The following is a 17,712-nucleotide window of genomic DNA, read 5'->3' as shown; positions in this document are numbered from 1 at the left end:
AGACTTCCTTTCCCCCAAAGGGTGAAGATTTGGGTCCTCAACAACATGAAGATTCTCATGGGTAAGGATGAACTTGTGCACTATCGCAAGGGCATCCTTTTTTCGTACGATAAATGCAGATCAAGTCCACCGGTTGATGCGTGGATGGAATATGGAGGCGAAACGCGTATGAACGTGCTGGAGATCAAAGGGCTCACGAAAAAGTTTGGGGATTTCATAGCGGTAGATCAGTTGTCGTTGAACATACGGGAAGGCGAGATCTTCGGCTTCCTGGGCGCGAACGGAGCTGGCAAGAGCACAACCATCAATATCATATCGTCGCTCATGCCCATGACCAAGGGAGAGGTTCATATCATGGGCAAGAATCTGGTGAAGCATCGAAAGTTCGCGAAGCAGCAGATCGGCATGGTTCCGCAAGAGGTTGCGATTTATGAGGATCTGACCGCCTATGAGAATGTTCATTTTTTTGCCGGATTGTATGGATTGAGAGGATCGGAGTTGAAGAGCAGGGCAGAGGAGGCCCTCGCCTTCGTCGGACTCAGCGACAAACATAAGATGTACCCGAAGAGTTTCTCCGGGGGCATGAAGAGACGACTGAATATCGCCTGCGCAATTGCCCACAGACCGAAGCTGATCATCATGGATGAGCCGACCGTCGGCATCGATCCCCAATCGAGGAATTATATCCTGAATTCGGTCAGGAAGCTGAACGAGATGGGCAGCACGATCCTGTACACGAGCCATTATATGGAGGAAGTGGAGGAGCTCTGCACCCGGATTGCCATTATCGACCACGGCAAGATCATAGCGGAGGGCACGAAGGCACAGCTGAAGGCCATCATCACGGACCGGAAGGATATCGGAATTGAAGTACAATCGGCCACCCATCTCGAAGTGAGCAAGTTGGAGGAGATTGCAGGCGTCAAAGCGGTTGAAGTGAAGGAAAATATCGTGCACATCAGCTCCGATGCAGAGGTCAATAACCTGAATAAAATCATTCAACAATTCACGGCGCAGGGCATCGAGATTCGTTCCGTTCAAGCCTCCGAGCCGAATTTGGAAACGGTGTTCCTGACGCTGACCGGCAGGAGCCTCCGGGATTAACAGACCAGGGAAGAGGGGGGTGGAAGGATATGAACGTACTGAGAATCGCACTGAAGGAGATGAAGATCGTCCGGGAGGTACGGATGCTGGTATTCATGCTGGCAACGCCCGTGCTGCTCATTCTGATCCTAGGGACGGCGCTATCGAGCGCTTTTAACGGCAGTACTGCGATTGGAGACATCCGGGTGTTATACCATGACAGCGGAACGGAACCTGCGCTTACGGAGCAATGGCAGGCATTCACGCAGGAGGCGCAGCGTTCATCGGGCATGCTCTTTGAGCAGGCCAAGGAAGGCATGAACGGACAGCAGGAAGTGAGAAACAACCGGTACACCGGTTACGTGGAAATAGACGGTAATGGTATCAACTACGAGGGTAACAGCCGCAACAGCATAGAGAACGGGATTGTGCAGGGGATGCTGTCTGCATTCACCGACCGGTACCGGCTGTCAGCCGCAGCAGCGAAAATTGATCCGGAATATGAGAGCAAGCCGTTTATTGCGGAAGATGGAGGGAGGGGCTATGTGCTTGAGGCTTCCATTCAGGGAGCGAGGCAGCCGGGTTCACTCGATTATTTTTCCATTGCGGTCACCACGATGATCATTCTGTACAGCGCCTTGACGGCAGGCGGATTAATCGATAGTGAGCGAAAGCGTAACACCGCGCAGCGCCTATTGGCCTCACCGGTGACGAAAGCCGAAATTTTTGCCGGGAAAATATTGGGCACACTGGCGATCAATGCCGTATTTGTCATCATCGTTGTGCTGATCAGCAAGTATATGTTCAATGCATATTGGGGTGAGAACCCGATCATGGTATTCCTGGTGTTGTTTACCGAGATCCTGTTTGCGCTCAGCCTCGGGCTCGGCATCAGTTATGTGCTGAAGGGAAATGCAGCCGGGGCTGTCATCATGGTCATTATTCAACTGGCTGCGTTCTTTGGGGGAGGATATACGCCGGTTGCAAGCACAACGGGATTCATGAGGGAGGCCGCAACATACTCTCCCTTGCATTGGTCCAATGAAGCGCTGCTGCAACTCATCTATTCAAGCAATGGGTCGGCCGCCATGCAGGCGATGATGCTGAATGTCGGTTTTTCCGTCCTGCTGTTGGCCATAGCCATGATTTCGATGCGAAGAAGGGAGGGGCTGTAATGATGAAGGATATGCTCTGGCTCATTCGTAAGACCATATTGACCTCGGCGAAGGATTATAAAAATCTGCTGCTCGTTATTGCGCTTCCCATTGTCGGTATTCTGCTATCCACCTTAATCTACAAGGGTGCCGAAGAGACTTCCGTTACCATTGGCATCGTGAATCACGATGTCGGACAGAAGGTCACGCAGGATACGATTGATTTTATCGCTCGCCTGGAACATACCGAAACATCGGTCATTAGGGAATCGGAAGCCGATGACTTGATTGTGTCGGGTGAGCTGGACGCGGTGCTGATCTTCCCCGAGGGGTTTGCCCAAGGTGTAATTCAGGGGGCACCCGAGCCGGTCCGGCTCGAATCGATTAAGGGAGCTCAGGTTACGGAGTATGTCAAATCGTATCTGAACGCGTACGTCCAGAATATTTCATCCATGGGGGTTATAACGGGTGGCGATACCGCCGCGTTTAACGACTTATACAGCGGTTATCACAGTTCATCGTTTCAATTATCTACGGCTACGATTACGGATCAATCGGCCAATCATGATATGACCAACCGGACGATTGGATACTTGGTTGTGTTCATGTTATTCTCTGCCGTGAATCTATCGGCATTGACAATCCGCGATCGTGAGAACCGTACGTACTATAGACTCTTATCGTCGCCTATTACGGCCCGCAGTTACGTCTTCTCGAATGCCATCGTGAACATCGTTCTGATGATGATCCAGATTGCCGCCACCTTGTTTGTTATGACCCGATTCTTTCACATCGAGCCAGGCATTCCGTTGTGGCAGATGTTTCTAATCCTGTCGCTGTTCGCTCTGGTCGCGGTAAGTTTATCGCAGGTCATTGTCGCGTTCTCGGACAGCACCATGATGGCTAACGGAATCCAGACGATGGTGATCATGCCGACTTCGCTGCTGGCAGGGTGCGTATTCCCGCTCTCCGTGATGCCGGAAGCGATTCAGCGAATCGCCGATTTCCTGCCGCAGTATTGGCTGCTCGATACGTTCGGCAAGCTTCAGCAAGGAAGCAAGCTGAATGACATCATGCTAAATGTGGCGATTCTGCTGGCTTTTGCCTTGGCCTTATCGCTGATTGCTACCTACAAGTTTGGGCGGAATCGGGATACGCAGAGTTATGTATAAAAATAAACAGGGCGCCTCTTGATCTGATTCCTGAAGCAGGATGCAGTATCAAGGGGACGCCCTGCGGTTCTTTCAGAACGTGACCAATCCCATCGCTTTCTTGGCGGCAAGCAGTGTTGGGACTGCGGTTTCGGAAGCCCGCTTCGCTCCGTCCATCAAAATGCGATCAAGCTCGGAGGAATTCACGATTTGATGGAACTTCTCCTGGATCGGCTGAAGTTTCTCGATGACCACCTCGGCCAATTCTTTCTTGAACGTGCCGTATCCTTGGCCCTCATACCGTTTCTCTATGGCGGAGATGGCTTCCTCGGAGAATACGGAATAAATTTCGATCAGATTGCTGACCGCTGGCTTCTGCTCCCAGTCGTGCCGGACCTGGCCATCGGAGTCGGTAACGGCTTTGGAGAACTTCTTGCGGATATCCTCCGGCGTATCCATCATGTGGACACAGCTGTTCTTATTCGGGTTGCTTTTGCTCATCTTCTTGGATGGATCGTCAAGCCCCATGACGCGGGAGCCAATATCTTGAATGATCGGCTCGGGAAGCGTAAATGTGTGTCCATACCGGTTATTGAAGCGCTCGGCTACGTCACGGGTCAGCTCTAGATGCTGCTTCTGGTCGTCACCGACAGGCACATGCGTTGCCTGGTAGAGCAGCACATCGGCAGCCATCAGGACTGGATACGTGAATAACGCGGAGCTTACGGTATCTTTTCCGTCCGATTTCTCCTTGAATTGGGTCATGCGCTTTAATTCCCCGAAATGCGCCTGCGTCTCCAGCAACCACCCGAGCTCTGCATGCGCGGGGAACTGGGATTGCAGAAAGATCGTCGCTTTATCGGGGTCAATGCCTGATGCAATGTACAGAGCGGCAATGTCCCGCGTGCGCTGGTGCAGCTCCATGGGATCCTGATAGACCGTTATCGCATGCAGATCCGGCACGAAGAAATAGGACTCATACTCATGCTGCAGCTTCACATATTGACGGAGGGCACCTCCATATCCGCCAATATTTAAATCTCCACTCGGCTTGATACCTGACAATAATCGTTTCATAACACACCTCCTGATTGTTTGCGAACAACACAAAAACACCTCATCCCCTCTATGGGACGAAGTGTAACTTTCGCGGTACCACCCAAATTCGACCGTACGGTCGCTCTTTAGCATGACGTGGAAATGGGGAAAATGCACCATTATTCCTGCCATATCTCCCAAAATAACGGTGGAGAGCCGTCAAGGCCTACTGCTCCGGCACAGAGCGGAGGTTCGGGTTGAAGCGAGAAGATCCATTCACTTTATTCCGGGGTACCGGGCCTCGCACCATTCGCCGGTTCGCTTGGACCTCGAGAGATAAGCTACTATTTCTTCTCATAGCCGTGTGGTATGTTGTTCTTAAATTCATCAGCGCTGCTCTTTCGGATAAGAAGAGAAAGCAAGCTGAATATGATGAGAATCATTACACAGTTGTTAGGTGAATGTCAAGAGGGACCATTATCAGATAAACTATCACCCCGCTGCGTTGGGGCAGGCAATCAAGAGCTCCCATGATCGGTTTTTCATTCATAAAGAACCGAAAATATTTCAATGTAAGGTAACCTTTTTTATACGAATCGGCACTTAGAGATAGAGACACCGGGAAGGGAGGTTTTAGTGAACGTGTTCCAGTGGATTGAGGAAGCCCGGCGGGGAAGTGCGGAGGCCCAGGAAAGCTTGGTCCGGCATTTTACCGGCATGGCGCTGGCTGTGGCCTACGATAAATTGCAGGATCCCCATTTAGCGGAAGATGCCGTGCAGGAGGCATTTACGGAGGCCTTTGCGAATCTGCATAAGCTGCAGGATCCCCGGCGTTTTCCCGGATGGTTCAAAGTGATCGTTGAGCGGCAGTGTTACAGGGACTTGCGCCGCAAGCAATTTCAGACGTTACCGCTGCATGAGGTTGAGCTGCCGGCTGGAGATCAGCGAAGCTTGGAGTCGGTTGTGGAAAAGAGAGAGATGATCGGTCAGCTGCATGCCACGATCGCAGATTTGCCATCAAGCATGCGGATTGCGGTCCAGCTCTATTATTTTCAAGGCTACAGCCTGCGGGAGATCTCGCAATATTTGGATATATCCCTGCCGGCTTTGAAGAAGCGGCTCTTTGATGCCCGGCGGAAGCTGAAGAACACGCTTCATGTAGCCGACTTTGTATCGGTGTTCACCGATCTATATGAGGGAGGCAGGCGTATGCTGCATATCGTTAACGGAGATTCAGTAGGGGATAAGCTGAAGCAAGGGAACATTCAAGGAGATATCCTGGTGTGGAGGGAGCTTTATTCGTTTGGTCCAGTCTTCACGAAGATGGACGAGCCGGATCATCGGAGCGCAAGAGCTCAGTATCTGGAGCAAACGCTTGGAATTCCGCAGAAGGAATATATCGAGACCTGCGAGTCGCAGGAGAGGAAGCTCCAGGATTATCGAATATATGATGAAATCGTGCTCTGGTTTGAGCATGATCTGTTTGACCAGACGATGCTGTCTTATTTGCTGCATTGGTTTAAGGAGCAGTCACTGGGAAATACGAAGCTGAGTCTGCTGTGCATTGGCGCATACCCGGGCATCGAGCTTTTTCGTGGGCTGGGTCAGCTTAGCACGGAGCAGCTTGAGACTTTATCGGGCACATGGCACACGATTGGAGAAGAAGAGCTCATGCTGGGCAGCATGTTGTGGGAAGCCTATACCTCGGATTTGCCGGAGAAACATCAGCGAATGCTGGAGGTTAATTCCTCGGCACTGCCTTTTGCTAGGGCTGCATTTGAAGCTCATCTGGCACGGCTGCCCTCCGTGAACAATGGACTCGGGATCATTGAGCAGACCACGTTAGAGGCTGTAGCGGGCGGAATCCATAAGCCTCTTGAGTTATTCCGAAAGGTAGGAGACCAGCTCCATACACTCGGAATGGGAGATCTGGAGTTCTGGTATTACCTGACGAAGCTGACAGAGGGGCTGGATTCCTTGCTCGTTATCGATGGTACAGCACCTTTTCCCGACTTCAAACTAGCTGTACCCCATTTCCAAGATCGGGTGCTGCAAGTGACGAGTCTGGGGCGAGAGGTATTAGCCGGGAAGACCGATTATGCCTCTTACACCGGAACGATCGATAAATGGGTAGGAGGCTTGTATGTGCGGGGTAAGGCTCCTTCATGGCGCTGGGACGCGGAGCGAAAGTCGGTTGTGCGGATGGGCGAATCCGATTAAACGACAGACATAGGAAAAGAGCGATATTGAGCAGATTGACGAATCCGATTAACAGCAGATAAAGCATAGAAGCGATCCTGCTTGGCGTTAATGCCAGGCACGGATCGCTTCTTTTATACTTACAGATGAGAACCGCCGGTTGCATCAACCATTTGTCCTGTTACCCAGCGCCCGTCGCTGGATGTGAGAAACGCTACGACATCCGCAATATCCGAAGGCTGACCGATTCGGCCAAGCGCGGACATCTCTGCTGCATGTTGCTGTCCTTCCGGTGTATGCAGCCATGCAGCATTCACATCCGTATCTACGATGCCCGGAAGAACCGCATTCACCGTGATCCCGCGTGGACCCAGCAGCTTCGCGAGATGCAAGGTGAACGTATTGATGGCCCCCTTGGTTATGTTGTAAGCCATAATATGAGGATAGGCGATACGCGTAACACCGGAGGAAATGTTGACGATGCGTCCGCCGTCACGCAGGAGCGGCAGGGCCTGTTGGACCAGGAAGAACGGTGCTTTTACATTTACGGCAAGCAGCTCATCGAAGCTTTCCTCGGTTGTCTCTTCAAAGGTCTGGGAGGTTCCGATGCCTGCGTTATTCACCAGAATATCGAAACGGTTGTCCCCCGTTACGCGAAGAAGTTCCTCCTCCAGCGAATGAATCAGCCCTTTTGCGCCGTCTACCGATTCCAGCCCAGCACCTAGTGCGATAGCATTCCCACCCTGATCTTGTATGGTCTGGACAACCTGATCCGCCGCATCGCTGCGGGTGCCGTAATGCACAACGACCAGCGCCCCTTCTTCCGCCAGCCGAAGCGCGATTCCTTTGCCGATTCCTCGGCTTCCGCCTGTAACCAATGCAATTTTGCCTTCCAAACGTTTCATGAAATCCCACTCCTCTTGTTCGATTTAACGCTACTGTACACTCTCCTGTTAAGGGGAGAGTCAAGAGGGGGGGATTTTTCTATAGCTTTTTCCATGAACAAAAAAGTGATGTCAGACCGTTTTCGGTAGCCTTTCACAGCAAAGGAAGGGTTACTCCATGTTACCTTGTAAGGGGATAAGCAATTCCGCAGGACGCTTCTTGCCGTAGATATCTTTATCCGAGGTGAGATAGATCTCGCGGATCGGCTCCCGGTCCAATTGAACGAAGCCTTGGGACGAAATCCATGCCTTGAGCTCGGGTAAGGCGAGACAGCTATAGCCGTACGGATCACAACGATGGACAAGAGATGCGGCAGATTGCAACTCCGGTAGGAAGTCTACACGCACCCGACCATTAGCAGGTATGTCCCTAGTTATGGGGACTGCGACTTCGATGTCGGCGATGTCGGCATTCTCGCTGTCGTGATTATGCCAAAGGATGGTTAGCTGGCTAGCTTCCTCTTCTCCATATAAGATAGCATATTTCGTAATCTCATCAAGCAAGAGACATAGCTGGCTGCGGGGGACTTGGTCGCGAATGGAAGCGGCGAGCTGGGATGGGACTTCCCGGATACGGATGGGGCCTGCCGGATCACCGGCTTCGGATGGTTCCAAGCGCGACATCCTGCTGTTCAGACCCTCCAGCTGCTGCTGGAGGGTCTGCATCGCATGCTGAAGCTCCGTCATTTTATCCGCAAGTTTGTTCTTTACGACATCGGTTTCTAGATCCTCTTCAAAAAAAGGCTTGAGCTGTTCCAATGTAAACCCCTGTTCCTTGTAAGAGGCAATTCGCTTGACGGTCAGAAGCTGCTCCTCGGAATAGTAACGGTATCCGCTTTGTTCATCAACATGGGCCGGCTTCAATAGGCCCAGCTCATCATAATATCGCAATGTCTTGATGGAAATGCCGCTGACCTTGGCAAAAGCGCTGATCTTCATCATGCCGATGGCAACCTCCTTCACGATTCGGTCTGCGTGGATAACGATATCATATCTCGCGCTCCTGCGTACGTAAAGAACTTAGCTCGCCGGTTCTGAAGGAACAACTCGGTCCTAAGACCGAGTCGGTTTTCATCCTGGAGTGGGAATTCAAAACCGGCCGGATTATCATACAATGGGTTCAAAGAAGATTCAGCGATCCCGCTTAAGAGCAAGAAAGGAGAGAGGGCTGATCGGTATCCAGGAGGATCGCCAGGCGATCCAAACATTATTGGCTTCGCTGTCCAAGGCATGGGGAGAAGGTAGCGGCCGAGCTTATGCGGAATGCTTTACAGAAGAAGCGGACTACGTGACATTTAACGGACAGCACTTGAAGGGGCGCAGGGCGATTGATGAGGTCCATCAGGAGCTGTGGAACGGGGTTCTGCGAGATTCCAAGCTGGTGGCGGGACCCACCCCAACGGAACTGCGTTTCCTGACCCCGGAGCTTGCGATAGCCCACGCAACAGGAGCGGTACAGCTAAGATTTCATAAGAAGCCGCCCACCAGCCGATTCTCGATTAATACCAACGTGCTCATCAAACAGAACGGGGAATGGAAGATATCCGCATTTCACAACTGCCGGATTCAGAAGCCAGGCTGGATTCAGCGGTTGATGATGCGTTCGAAATCAAAATCCAGCTGACGTAGGAAGCGGAGGAAATGCTTTGAAGAAGGGTACACAGATTGGAAGAGGCAGGAGCGCAGAGGTGTATGAATGGGGAGAGTCTCAGGCTTTAAAGCTGTATTATGAAGGGTACCCCCCGGAATGGGTGACATATGAGGCGGAGATGGGCCGCATCGTTGCGGAAGCGGGCGTACCTGCCCCTGCCGTCTTTGACATGGTGGATATCGAGGGACGAACAGGGGTGGTGTATGAGCGGGTTACAGGACCGTCGATGCTGCATCAGGTTCAATCGTCACCGCTCCAGCTAATGAAGTGCGCCCGGGAGATGGCCCGGATCCAACATGCGATTCATGGCTGCACAACAACCTTGCTGCCGCCGCAAAAAGAAAGGCTGGAGCATGCGATTCTCGATGCAAGCGGCATTCTGCAAGGGAAGGCGCAGGTTATATGCAAGGTACTGGACTCTTTGCCTGAGGGGGACTCCATCTGTCATGGCGACTTCCACCCGGACAATGTGATCGTGGCGGAGAGCGGATGCCGGGCGATCGATTGGAATAACGCCATGATTGGTGACCCTCTATGCGACGTCGCCAGGACATCCCTGATGCTTCAATCTCCGTTTCATCCACACGAACAGTCGAGCCTTATGGTGATTCCGCTTCGGATAGCCCGAACCCTGTGGAATAAAGTATACCTTAATGAATATTGTCGATTATCTCATGCAAAGATGGAGGAGATCGACCGCTGGATGCTGCCGGTAGCGGCAGCCAGGCTGAGAGAGGATGTCCCTGGAGAAAGAGCATGGCTGCTGGGTCTAATTGATGATCGGCTGCGTGTTTATGCTTAATGGAGATTAGGCTTCTATGAACCCGCCAGGCTCCTCGGAATGGGGAAAAGTGGGCCCATTTCGGGGAGCCTTTTTCGGAATTTATACGCCTGTCTTGGCATGATAGACCGAGGATGAGTTTCCCGTCTGGTAATACGGGTAGCTCATATCCGATTTCACCCGTTCCGCGGTGGCTGCATCGGTTAACCTCTCCAGCACGTACAGGCCAAGATCGATGGATGAAGAAACCCCGCTGCCCGTAAAGAGGCGGTCATCCTGTACAATGCGTGCATGAACGACCTCCTTGCAGTAGGGTGCCAAAAGCTCGTAAGCCGAACCATTGGAGGTAGCCCGCTTGCCCTCCAGCAACCCGGCCGCGCCAAGCAGCAGCGATCCGGTGCACACGGATACGAGATGTTGTGCTTCCCGGGCTGTCCGCAGCCAAGCCAGTACATCGGGGTCGAACCTCAACTCCCGCGTAGTAAAGCCGCCAGGCACGAAGACCAGGTCATATTCCGACAGATTCGGTCTTACCTTGGATATGACATACTCCAGTCCGCGATCATCCGTAATTTGCTGGCTCATCGCGCAGTAATCCCAGGAGATTTCCGAGTCGGGACGGATGCGGGAGAGCCTGGTCATCACTTCGGTGAAGCCGATAAGGTCCAGGGACGTCATCCCATGGAACAGAATAAAAGCCATTTTCATTAAGAACACCTGCCTATAGGGTTTATTAAGCCTCGGCCGACGACTGACCCGGGACGGAACGTCTTCGATTCGACGTACGATGAAGATGATAGTAGCCCATAGCCGACAAGGCGCTGAACATCAGGTTGAGGCCGATCAACCATTGGTAGCTGTTCGTGAGGTCAAACAGGAATCCGCCGGAAAAAGAACCGAGAACAGCTCCCGCTTGATGGAAAATAAGCAGCGTTCCTGTCTGCAATCCAACGGAGCGATTGCCCATAGCTTCGCTAGCCACCAATATGCCACCGGGGATGGCCCCTAAATAACTGGCTCCGAAGATGACCGAGAAGACGATCGGAGAAATGCTGAAGTGCAGAAACAGCATCGTAAAGGCCAGAATCCGGAATGCATACAGGAAGGACAGTGCCAAACTTCTGGACATCCGATCCAGGAGCAAGGCAAACAGCAGCCCGCCTGCCAACTCAAGCAGACCGAGAATGCTCAGTGAGGATGTGAACATTACCGAGCCGACATGATCATGCCGGTGGATGGCCATCAGGTGCATTTCAACCGTTCCCATGCTGAAGCCGCAAGTGAACAAGGCGAAGACCACCAGGAGTACCGTCCGGTTGGTTACCATCTCCCTGGCGATCGAGAGGAACGGCAGCCGTCCCGTTGATGGGGGTGAATCCGAAACAGCGGGTTTTTCTCTGTGCTGACCCGGTTGGCGTTCCTTCATGATAAGGAAAGTGAGCGGTATGGAAATGAGCGTAATCCACAAGGTGATGGTGAATGCAGTTGTCCAGTCAAGCCAATCCCGATTGCTGACAAATAGAGGCGTCAGTATGGCCAGTCCGAGGGAGCTTGCACTGGTCATGATCATGAGCGCTTTCGCCTTATGCCGGCTGAACCAGCTTGTAACCACGACATATCCTGTACTCGCGGCCATGCCGGAGAGGCCGGAGAGCAGTCCGAGTCCTATGAAAAATCCCGCCGGATGATGAAGCGTAAGCACGGTCAGCATGGACAGTACGCCAAACAGGGCGTTCAGGAGCATCATTTTTTTGGGGCCGTATTTATCGGTTAACCATCCGCCGAGGGGAGAACAGATAGCGGCGACGGCAATGTTGAAGGACCATGTGAAGCTAATAAAGGTCAGGTCCACGTCCAAATCCCGTGCCATTTCGTGCTGGTAATAAGACATGACAAACCGGCTGATTGCCGCTGCAAAACCAAGTGTCCATAGATACAGTAGTATGATCCACGCATAACCCCGATCTTTTTTCATCGCTGACCCGTCAGCTCCTTTCCTATGTCTTTACTTCCGCTATGTCATGGAATAAGCTAATTCTAATCATGGAGCAGAAAATGAACAGGACAATTTAGATCAACTGTATCAATACAGGGGGATGATTGGGATGGACACGAAGCACGAGCAAATTGTTGCGTATATGATCCGGGAAGTGGAAGGGGGGCATATCCGGTCAGGCCATAAGCTGCCTTCGGTCCGGGCCGTGGCCAAAATGTTCTCCTGTAGTCCCAACACGGTCGTTCGTGCATATCAGACCTTGGAGCGCGATGATGTCATCTACCCGGTAGCCAAGAGCGGATACTACCTTGTAGAAGGGAAGAACCGCACCTCGGCGCGAACGGAAAGCGAGCCGATTGATTTCGCCTCAACGACACCCCGGGGCGATTTTTTGCCGTTCCAGGAGATGGAGCACTGCTTACGGAAGGCGATTTCCGTGTATAAGGAGGAGCTGTTCGGTTACACCGATCCGCAGGGGATCTTCTCTTTAAGGAATGAGCTGAGCAGGTACTTCTATGGGCAGCAGATCTTTGCGAAACCCGATCTCATCGCTGTGGTCACTGGAGCGCAGCAAGCCTTCTCGATCCTGACGCGCATGCCTTTTCCGGGTAAGGGACAGGCGGTGCTGGTAGAACAGCCGACGTATTTCGGTTTCTTGGCGGCAGCGCACGTTGCAGGCTGTCCGGTGATCGGAATCCAGCGCGATGAGCTGGGGATCGACATGGAGGTGTTGGAGTCTCATTTTCGCAGTGGACAGATTAAATTCTTCTACACGGTGCCGAGATTCCTCAACCCGCTAGGCACCTCGTATTCGCTGGAGCAGAAGCTGCGTATTGCGGAGCTTGCCCAGCAGTACGATGTCTATATTGTAGAAGACGATTATCTGGCGGACCTGGAGGAGGATGCGAAGGCGGACCCCTTGTACGCACTGGATCAGTCAAGCCATGTCATCTATGTCAAAAGCTTCTCGAAAACGATTCTGCCGGGCATTCGAATGGGTGCCGTTATTCTTCCCGAGCTCTTGCTGGATTTGTTCATAACGTATAAGAACGCTGCGGATGTTTCATCTCCGATTCTCTCCCAAGGCGCCCTTGAAATTTATATCAAGAGTGGAATGTACAGGCGCCATACCGCCAGAATTCGAGCACATTACCGGGAGAAGATGCGATATGCCACCGAGGTGTGTGCCCGTGTCTTCGGCAGCGGCATTTCCTATACTTGTCCTTCCTCCGGCGTGTTCATCACCCTACGTCTGCCGAAATACGTAAAGGCATCTGTACTGCAGGAACGCCTGATGCAGAGAGGGGTTTCGGTTAGGAACGTGGATTTGCACCTGCTGCCGGAGAATCAGCAAAATAACCGGATCCGGTTATGTATAATCGGGGTGGAGAAACCCTGGATTGAGGTGGGATTAACGGTCATCGAGCAGGAGATCAGGCGCCTGGAGCGGAGGATGAGATAGCGGGAGGGGATACTAGAGATAAGCAGAGTGCTATGCGGCGCACCTTTCACCAAAGTCGGCGGGAATTCTCAAACTTCTAGTTTCAATACGGAACGGGAAGTATAAGGATAGATCGAAACTCAGTTATCATCTATCCGGTCACTTCAGGTCCTGTTTTTTGCGAATCGGCACGATGGACCCATAGGTACCACATCTCCACAACCATTCGAGAGGTCCGAATTGGAACCAACGCATCCACAGATTGCTGGCCATGATCTGGAAGGCCACAATCCCTAGGGAAACGAGCGTCGATACAACATATGTGGTGGGCGAGGCGTCTAGGATCAAACGCTGAATCCCTACCAGAAAGACGGTCTGTCCAATGTAGTTGGTAAGCGCCATTCGCCCATATGCCTGCAACGGATACAGCAACTTCGCACCTATGCGGGTACGCCCAAGCATTAAGAGCGAGCTTAGATAAAATACGGACACGAGAGGGCCCGTCGCTATCCCGATATGAGCCAGAGTGAAGGCCGCTTCCATGGTTGGTGATGGCGATTCGCCTTCTACCATGAATAGAAACGGTGACATCGGCTCGGAAGGTGCTGCCCACCACATGGCCCCGATGGCAATGACGGTTCCAAGTAACGACAGCAGCCAAACCATGCGCAGCTTGCTTAATCGTACTCCCTTGCTGATGATGTCCATTAATCGATATTGGCCTGCGGCCAGCCCTAACAGGATCAGGAACGGGATGGTCAGCAGTTTGATACCCATGATTGCCGCAAATGTAAACCCCGCCAATCCAATGCCAAGATTTACCCTCCGCGGTGCCCAATAGAGTGGAACTGCAAGCAGACCGACAATCGCATAATGAAACAAGGCTTCCCCGGATTGATACTGCTGATGTATGAACCCGATCAGCACCAAAATCACTAACCGACGAATATACAGCCGAAGTCTTGGCTTACCACCCGATGAAGCGCTTCGGGATAGAAACATGTAGAACCCAAGTCCGAACAGGAACGTGAAGATGGTGTAGAATCGGGCTTCTACGAAAAAGTTAAGCCCTCGCTGCAGCCAAAAATCCACTGAGGTTTCCGGCGTGGCGATGAGCCAGAGTGCCAATACGTTAACAAACGGCAGACCAAGCAGGGCAAACCCCCTGAACTGGTCTAAAAAATGTAATCGCCCCTTTCCGATGGCAGGCCGATGCTGAGTCGCTGTGTCTTTTTGTTCTATATGCATATTCACACCATCATTCCATTCACAGATTTAATATAACGGGCTCTGGCGATCAGGAAATAGATCGTTTGGGCAGCCAGGAATGCTGATGAGGCAACCAATACAGGACCGCTTACGTACGGAACATCCAGGTATCCAAGAATCGGACCGAGCACAACCAGGGATTGCAGGGCTGCAACCAGGATGGGGATAAAGAATAGTACGGCAATCTGAATCGTTGCGGAGATGTTCATCTCCCGCGCGCTGAGTCCAATCTTGGACAGAGAACGATACATCGCTTGATCAGTTGAAAGCTCCGTATGCAGTTTGAAATACAAGAAACTTGCCGATGAGATCGAGAATATCAAGGCAACAAACACCCCGATAAAGCTGAATAACGAAAATCCTTGTTTATTGACGTAATAGTTCTCCGCCCTGGATTCTATATAACCTTCACTGATTGCACTTCCGTTCCATTCCGACAGCTCAAGGCCGAGCTTGGTTTCAGGATCATCCTTCTGGGGGAGCCCTTGGGAATCCGGAAGAATAAACGGATAGGTATGATTGGTCTGATTCACACTGATTTCATCTGCTTTGTTCCCGCCCCTTAGCTCTTCAAACATGGTGTCCGTAACGACCAGCAATCTGCCGCTATATTCCAAAGCCGCAATCCGGTCTGTGCGGTTCTCCAAGATGAAAGAGTAGGATTGACCGGATAATTCGATATCTGCTTCCGTTAGCTTCCCTTTACTCCTCTTCGCTGCATTCGGGGTTTCCGCCAATAAGGCTTCATTCTCGCCGAGTGTCCCGGCCGGCTTGGTATTCATCATAGCAGCCAAACGGTCGTATTGGGATTGCGGCATGATGTGTAAGGAGTTCTCCCCATTCGCTGACAAGTGATAGTAGATGGTTTCGACCTCCGCCCGTTTATACTCCAGTCCTTCTGACTGCAGACGATTTTCAATCAGGGCCAATTCTTCCTGCGCCTTAGTCTCGTCGGCATTGCTATAGTAGCTGTAACTAAGCGCGTACGGGTTATCCAAATACACCGATTTGATCGATTGCTGCATAGCCAGTACGAAACCGGTGCTCATGGAAGCCAGCGCAACCACAACCGTGACCAGAAACAACATGCGGGCATTATCCTTAATCTTGTAACTCATTTCGGAAATCCACAGCAGGTTGGTCCCTTTCCAGGTGGTCGCGCGATTTCGCTGCAGCATGCGGACAATCCATACGGATAGCTGGGAGTAGAAGAAATACGTGCCCATAATGCCGGTTACCGCAGCGATTATCAATCCCGCAGGGTCTAACTCTTTGACGCGAAGGACTGTAAAGCCGATAGTAAGCAGCACCACGCCCAAAAGGGCCAGGAACAGATTGGTTTTGGGTTCGGTTTTCGGTTTGCTGGTGCCTTTGAGAAGCTCCAGGACTTGATTCCTCCGGATAAATAACAAGGTAAAGAGCGAAATGACGAGAAACAGCGCGGCGAACGCACCGGCGGTCAGCAGCATCGCTTTGATCGGCCAATAGAACGGCAGCTCGTCCATATCAATTACTTTGGTGCTGATGAGCAGGAATACCTTAGATAACAGCATTCCGCTGGCGATGCCCGTTACGATGGCAATGGCGCCGATCAGAATGTTCTCCAGGAAGATCAGCCAATTGATCTGTTTGGCTTCGGCTCCGAGGATCGTAAGAATGCCGAACTCCCGGTTCCGCGACTTCAGGAAGACGCTGATCGAATACAGCACGAATAAGAACGCAAACACGTAGACGATGACCGTGGCAATCGTCATTCCCGTACGCGTCATGGTACCCATAGGCGAATTCTCGATAGCCGGATGATAGATGAATACCGCATACGTAAAGAAGATCATGACCATGAACGAGCTGCTAAGCAGGTAAGCGAAATATTGACGCGCGTTACGCCGGACGTTGTTAAACGCGAATTGAGGAAAGCTCACTTGTATTCCCTCCCCAGAACGATAGCGTATCGATGATTTTTTGGAAAAAGGCCTGCCGGTTCTCTCCGCGGTGAATTTCGGCGGCAAGCTTGCCGTCTTTAATAAAGACGATGCGGTTGCAATAGCTTGCGGCCAGAGGATCATGCGTAACCAGCATCAATGTGGTACGATCCCGCTCGTTAATCTCAGCTAACGACTCCATCACGATGCGTGAGGAGTTGGAATCGAGCGCTCCTGTAGGCTCATCGGCTAGCAGTAACAGAGGTGCGCCGATGATAGCCCTGGCAATCGCGGTGCGCTGTCGTTGCCCTCCCGAAATTTCGTACACGCGTTTATTCAGAATTTCGCGGATGCCAAGCCGTGAAGCGGTTTGCTGCAGCAGCGACTCCATGTCCTTGAGCGGACGGCGATCCAGCGTAAGCGGAAGCACGATATTCTCGGCAACCGTTAACGTATCAAGCAGATTGAAATCTTGAAACACAAAGCCGAGCTGTCTGCGGCGGAAGTGGGCAAGCTCGCTTTTTTTCATAGTATAAGGATTTTTGCCCCCGATCTTGACCTCGCCCGAGCTTGGACGATCGATGGTGGACACCATGTTCAGCAGGGTGGTTTTGCCGCTGCCTGAAGGGCCCATGATGCCGACGAATTCCCCTTCTTGGATGGTGAGATGAATATCGGTAAGAGCTTGTGTCGCCACTTTGCCCGCATATACTTTGTTTAATGCTTTTACTTCAAGAATATCCATAAACCCAGAAGCTCCTTTCTGTATACCTCATTAGTGTGCGAGTTCAAAAAGTCGGATTTTCAGCACCGAAGCTTATGCTTTCGAAGTGCGTTTTTTCAAAACGCTTTAGGTTAGATGAAGCTAGGGAGTGAGGAGTGGAGCGTACGTTTTGGGTACGTGAGCACCGGAAGGCCCTGCTGAATTCAAGATTCGATGCCGAGTTACTTCTTGACTCCCTTCGTGATCAAAAGACGACTTTTTGAACAACCTCATTAGTGTAACCTAACTCTATCGTATACTGACCTGACCCTGCTATGGATTTAGGTGAAACGGAGCTTACATCTCCCATAAGGTTATGT

The 17,712-nt window shown here is 51.8% G+C and carries 15 protein-coding genes and 1 other annotated feature; of the genes, 7 read left to right on the top strand and 8 right to left on the bottom strand.

Annotation, left to right across the window (positions count from 1 at the left end; all coding sequences use genetic code 11):
* Positions 1–168 precede the first annotated feature (168 nt).
* Genes CRG97_RS31600 through CRG97_RS31590 form a run of 3 tightly spaced genes read left to right on the top strand, consistent with a single transcriptional unit; the run spans position 169 to position 3,409 of the window.
* Positions 169–1,104 carry an ABC transporter ATP-binding protein gene (locus CRG97_RS31600; RefSeq protein WP_098749629.1) on the top strand — a complete coding sequence of 312 codons (936 nt, stop codon included), beginning with the start codon at positions 169–171 and terminating at the stop codon, positions 1,102–1,104.
* Positions 1,105–1,133: 29 nt separating this feature from the next.
* Positions 1,134–2,258, top strand: coding sequence for an ABC transporter permease (locus CRG97_RS31595; protein WP_098749427.1), 1,125 nt, complete (start codon positions 1,134–1,136; stop codon positions 2,256–2,258).
* Entirely contained in the window at positions 2,258–3,409 is a 1,152-nt protein-coding gene (locus CRG97_RS31590; protein WP_098749426.1) for an ABC transporter permease, read from the top strand. The genes CRG97_RS31595 and CRG97_RS31590 overlap by 1 nt, the downstream gene beginning before the upstream one ends.
* 72 nt (positions 3,410–3,481) lie before the next feature.
* Here CRG97_RS31590 and trpS read toward each other — a convergent pair whose 3' ends face one another.
* The gene (gene trpS, locus CRG97_RS31585) at positions 3,482–4,465 is read right to left on the bottom strand and encodes a tryptophan--tRNA ligase (RefSeq protein ID WP_098749425.1); all 984 of its coding nucleotides are present in this window, start codon (positions 4,463–4,465) and stop codon (positions 3,482–3,484) included.
* A 49-nt stretch (positions 4,466–4,514) separates the two neighbouring features.
* Positions 4,515–4,793 (bottom strand) — a binding site (T-box leader).
* Positions 4,794–5,062: 269 nt separating this feature from the next.
* Here trpS and CRG97_RS31575 point away from each other — a divergent pair.
* Positions 5,063–6,646, top strand: coding sequence for a sigma-70 family RNA polymerase sigma factor (locus tag CRG97_RS31575; RefSeq protein ID WP_481856230.1), 1,584 nt, complete (start codon positions 5,063–5,065; stop codon positions 6,644–6,646).
* Between the two features lie 119 nt (positions 6,647–6,765).
* Here the strand turns inward: CRG97_RS31575 and CRG97_RS31570 are convergent, their stop codons facing one another.
* Both CRG97_RS31570 and CRG97_RS31565 read right to left on the bottom strand, forming a co-directional pair.
* Positions 6,766–7,530 (bottom strand): SDR family oxidoreductase, encoded by a 765-nt coding sequence (locus CRG97_RS31570; protein ID WP_098749423.1) that lies wholly within the window; start codon positions 7,528–7,530, stop codon positions 6,766–6,768.
* Between the two features lie 150 nt (positions 7,531–7,680).
* Complete coding sequence (locus tag CRG97_RS31565; protein ID WP_098749422.1) at positions 7,681–8,511, bottom strand: MerR family transcriptional regulator; 831 nt, start codon at positions 8,509–8,511, stop codon at positions 7,681–7,683.
* Between the two features lie 226 nt (positions 8,512–8,737).
* Here CRG97_RS31565 and CRG97_RS31560 point away from each other — a divergent pair, with 226 nt between their 5' ends.
* Both CRG97_RS31560 and CRG97_RS31555 read left to right on the top strand, forming a co-directional pair.
* The gene (locus CRG97_RS31560; RefSeq protein ID WP_098749627.1) at positions 8,738–9,193 is read left to right on the top strand and encodes an SgcJ/EcaC family oxidoreductase; all 456 of its coding nucleotides are present in this window, start codon (positions 8,738–8,740) and stop codon (positions 9,191–9,193) included.
* A gap of 22 nt (positions 9,194–9,215) precedes the next feature.
* Positions 9,216–10,022: a phosphotransferase family protein gene (locus tag CRG97_RS31555; RefSeq protein ID WP_098749421.1), complete on the top strand. Its 807-nt coding sequence runs from the start codon at positions 9,216–9,218 to the stop codon at positions 10,020–10,022.
* Positions 10,023–10,103: 81 nt separating this feature from the next.
* Here CRG97_RS31555 and CRG97_RS31550 read toward each other — a convergent pair whose 3' ends face one another.
* The gene (locus CRG97_RS31550; RefSeq protein WP_076323771.1) at positions 10,104–10,709 is read right to left on the bottom strand and encodes a DJ-1/PfpI family protein; all 606 of its coding nucleotides are present in this window, start codon (positions 10,707–10,709) and stop codon (positions 10,104–10,106) included.
* 25 nt (positions 10,710–10,734) lie between these two features.
* Positions 10,735–11,976 (bottom strand): MFS transporter, encoded by a 1,242-nt coding sequence (locus CRG97_RS31545; RefSeq protein WP_076323772.1) that lies wholly within the window; start codon positions 11,974–11,976, stop codon positions 10,735–10,737.
* A 130-nt stretch (positions 11,977–12,106) separates the two neighbouring features.
* Here CRG97_RS31545 and CRG97_RS31540 point away from each other — a divergent pair, with 130 nt between their 5' ends.
* Positions 12,107–13,459 (top strand): aminotransferase-like domain-containing protein, encoded by a 1,353-nt coding sequence (locus CRG97_RS31540; protein WP_098749420.1) that lies wholly within the window; start codon positions 12,107–12,109, stop codon positions 13,457–13,459.
* Between the two features lie 138 nt (positions 13,460–13,597).
* Here the strand turns inward: CRG97_RS31540 and CRG97_RS31535 are convergent, their stop codons facing one another.
* The 3 genes from CRG97_RS31535 to CRG97_RS31525 are packed head-to-tail and all read right to left on the bottom strand — an operon-like array spanning position 13,598 to position 17,374.
* Entirely contained in the window at positions 13,598–14,686 is a 1,089-nt protein-coding gene (locus CRG97_RS31535) for a DUF418 domain-containing protein (RefSeq protein ID WP_098749419.1), read from the bottom strand.
* 2 nt (positions 14,687–14,688) lie between these two features.
* Complete coding sequence (locus CRG97_RS31530; RefSeq protein ID WP_098749418.1) at positions 14,689–16,629, bottom strand: ABC transporter permease; 1,941 nt, start codon at positions 16,627–16,629, stop codon at positions 14,689–14,691.
* The gene (locus CRG97_RS31525; protein WP_076323776.1) at positions 16,604–17,374 is read right to left on the bottom strand and encodes an ABC transporter ATP-binding protein; all 771 of its coding nucleotides are present in this window, start codon (positions 17,372–17,374) and stop codon (positions 16,604–16,606) included. The genes CRG97_RS31530 and CRG97_RS31525 overlap by 26 nt, the downstream gene beginning before the upstream one ends.
* Between the last annotated feature and the right edge of the window lie 338 nt (positions 17,375–17,712).

This window comes from Paenibacillus sp. EZ-K15 (assembly GCF_002573715.1).
Classification (GTDB): Bacteria; Bacillota; Bacilli; order Paenibacillales; family Paenibacillaceae; genus Paenibacillus_AQ.
Note: the sequence above shows the minus strand (reverse complement) of the source record. Positions and strands in the feature narration are given on the sequence as shown.

Bases quoted from the DNA above. Each gene is read 5' to 3' on its own strand.
- CRG97_RS31600 (WP_098749629.1), top strand. From the start codon at position 169: ATGAACGTGCTGGAGATCAAAGGGCTCACGAAAAAGTTTGGGGATTTC.
- CRG97_RS31595 (WP_098749427.1), top strand. From the start codon at position 1,134: ATGAACGTACTGAGAATCGCACTGAAGGAGATGAAGATCGTCCGGGAG.
- CRG97_RS31590 (WP_098749426.1), top strand. From the start codon at position 2,258: ATGATGAAGGATATGCTCTGGCTCATTCGTAAGACCATATTGACCTCG.
- trpS (WP_098749425.1), bottom strand. From the start codon at position 4,465: ATGAAACGATTATTGTCAGGTATCAAGCCGAGTGGAGATTTAAATATT.
- CRG97_RS31570 (WP_098749423.1), bottom strand. From the start codon at position 7,530: ATGAAACGTTTGGAAGGCAAAATTGCATTGGTTACAGGCGGAAGCCGA.
- CRG97_RS31565 (WP_098749422.1), bottom strand. From the start codon at position 8,511: ATGATGAAGATCAGCGCTTTTGCCAAGGTCAGCGGCATTTCCATCAAG.
- CRG97_RS31550 (WP_076323771.1), bottom strand. From the start codon at position 10,709: ATGAAAATGGCTTTTATTCTGTTCCATGGGATGACGTCCCTGGACCTT.
- CRG97_RS31545 (WP_076323772.1), bottom strand. From the start codon at position 11,976: ATGAAAAAAGATCGGGGTTATGCGTGGATCATACTACTGTATCTATGG.
- CRG97_RS31540 (WP_098749420.1), top strand. From the start codon at position 12,107: ATGGACACGAAGCACGAGCAAATTGTTGCGTATATGATCCGGGAAGTG.
- CRG97_RS31535 (WP_098749419.1), bottom strand. From the start codon at position 14,686: ATGCATATAGAACAAAAAGACACAGCGACTCAGCATCGGCCTGCCATC.
- CRG97_RS31525 (WP_076323776.1), bottom strand. From the start codon at position 17,374: ATGGATATTCTTGAAGTAAAAGCATTAAACAAAGTATATGCGGGCAAA.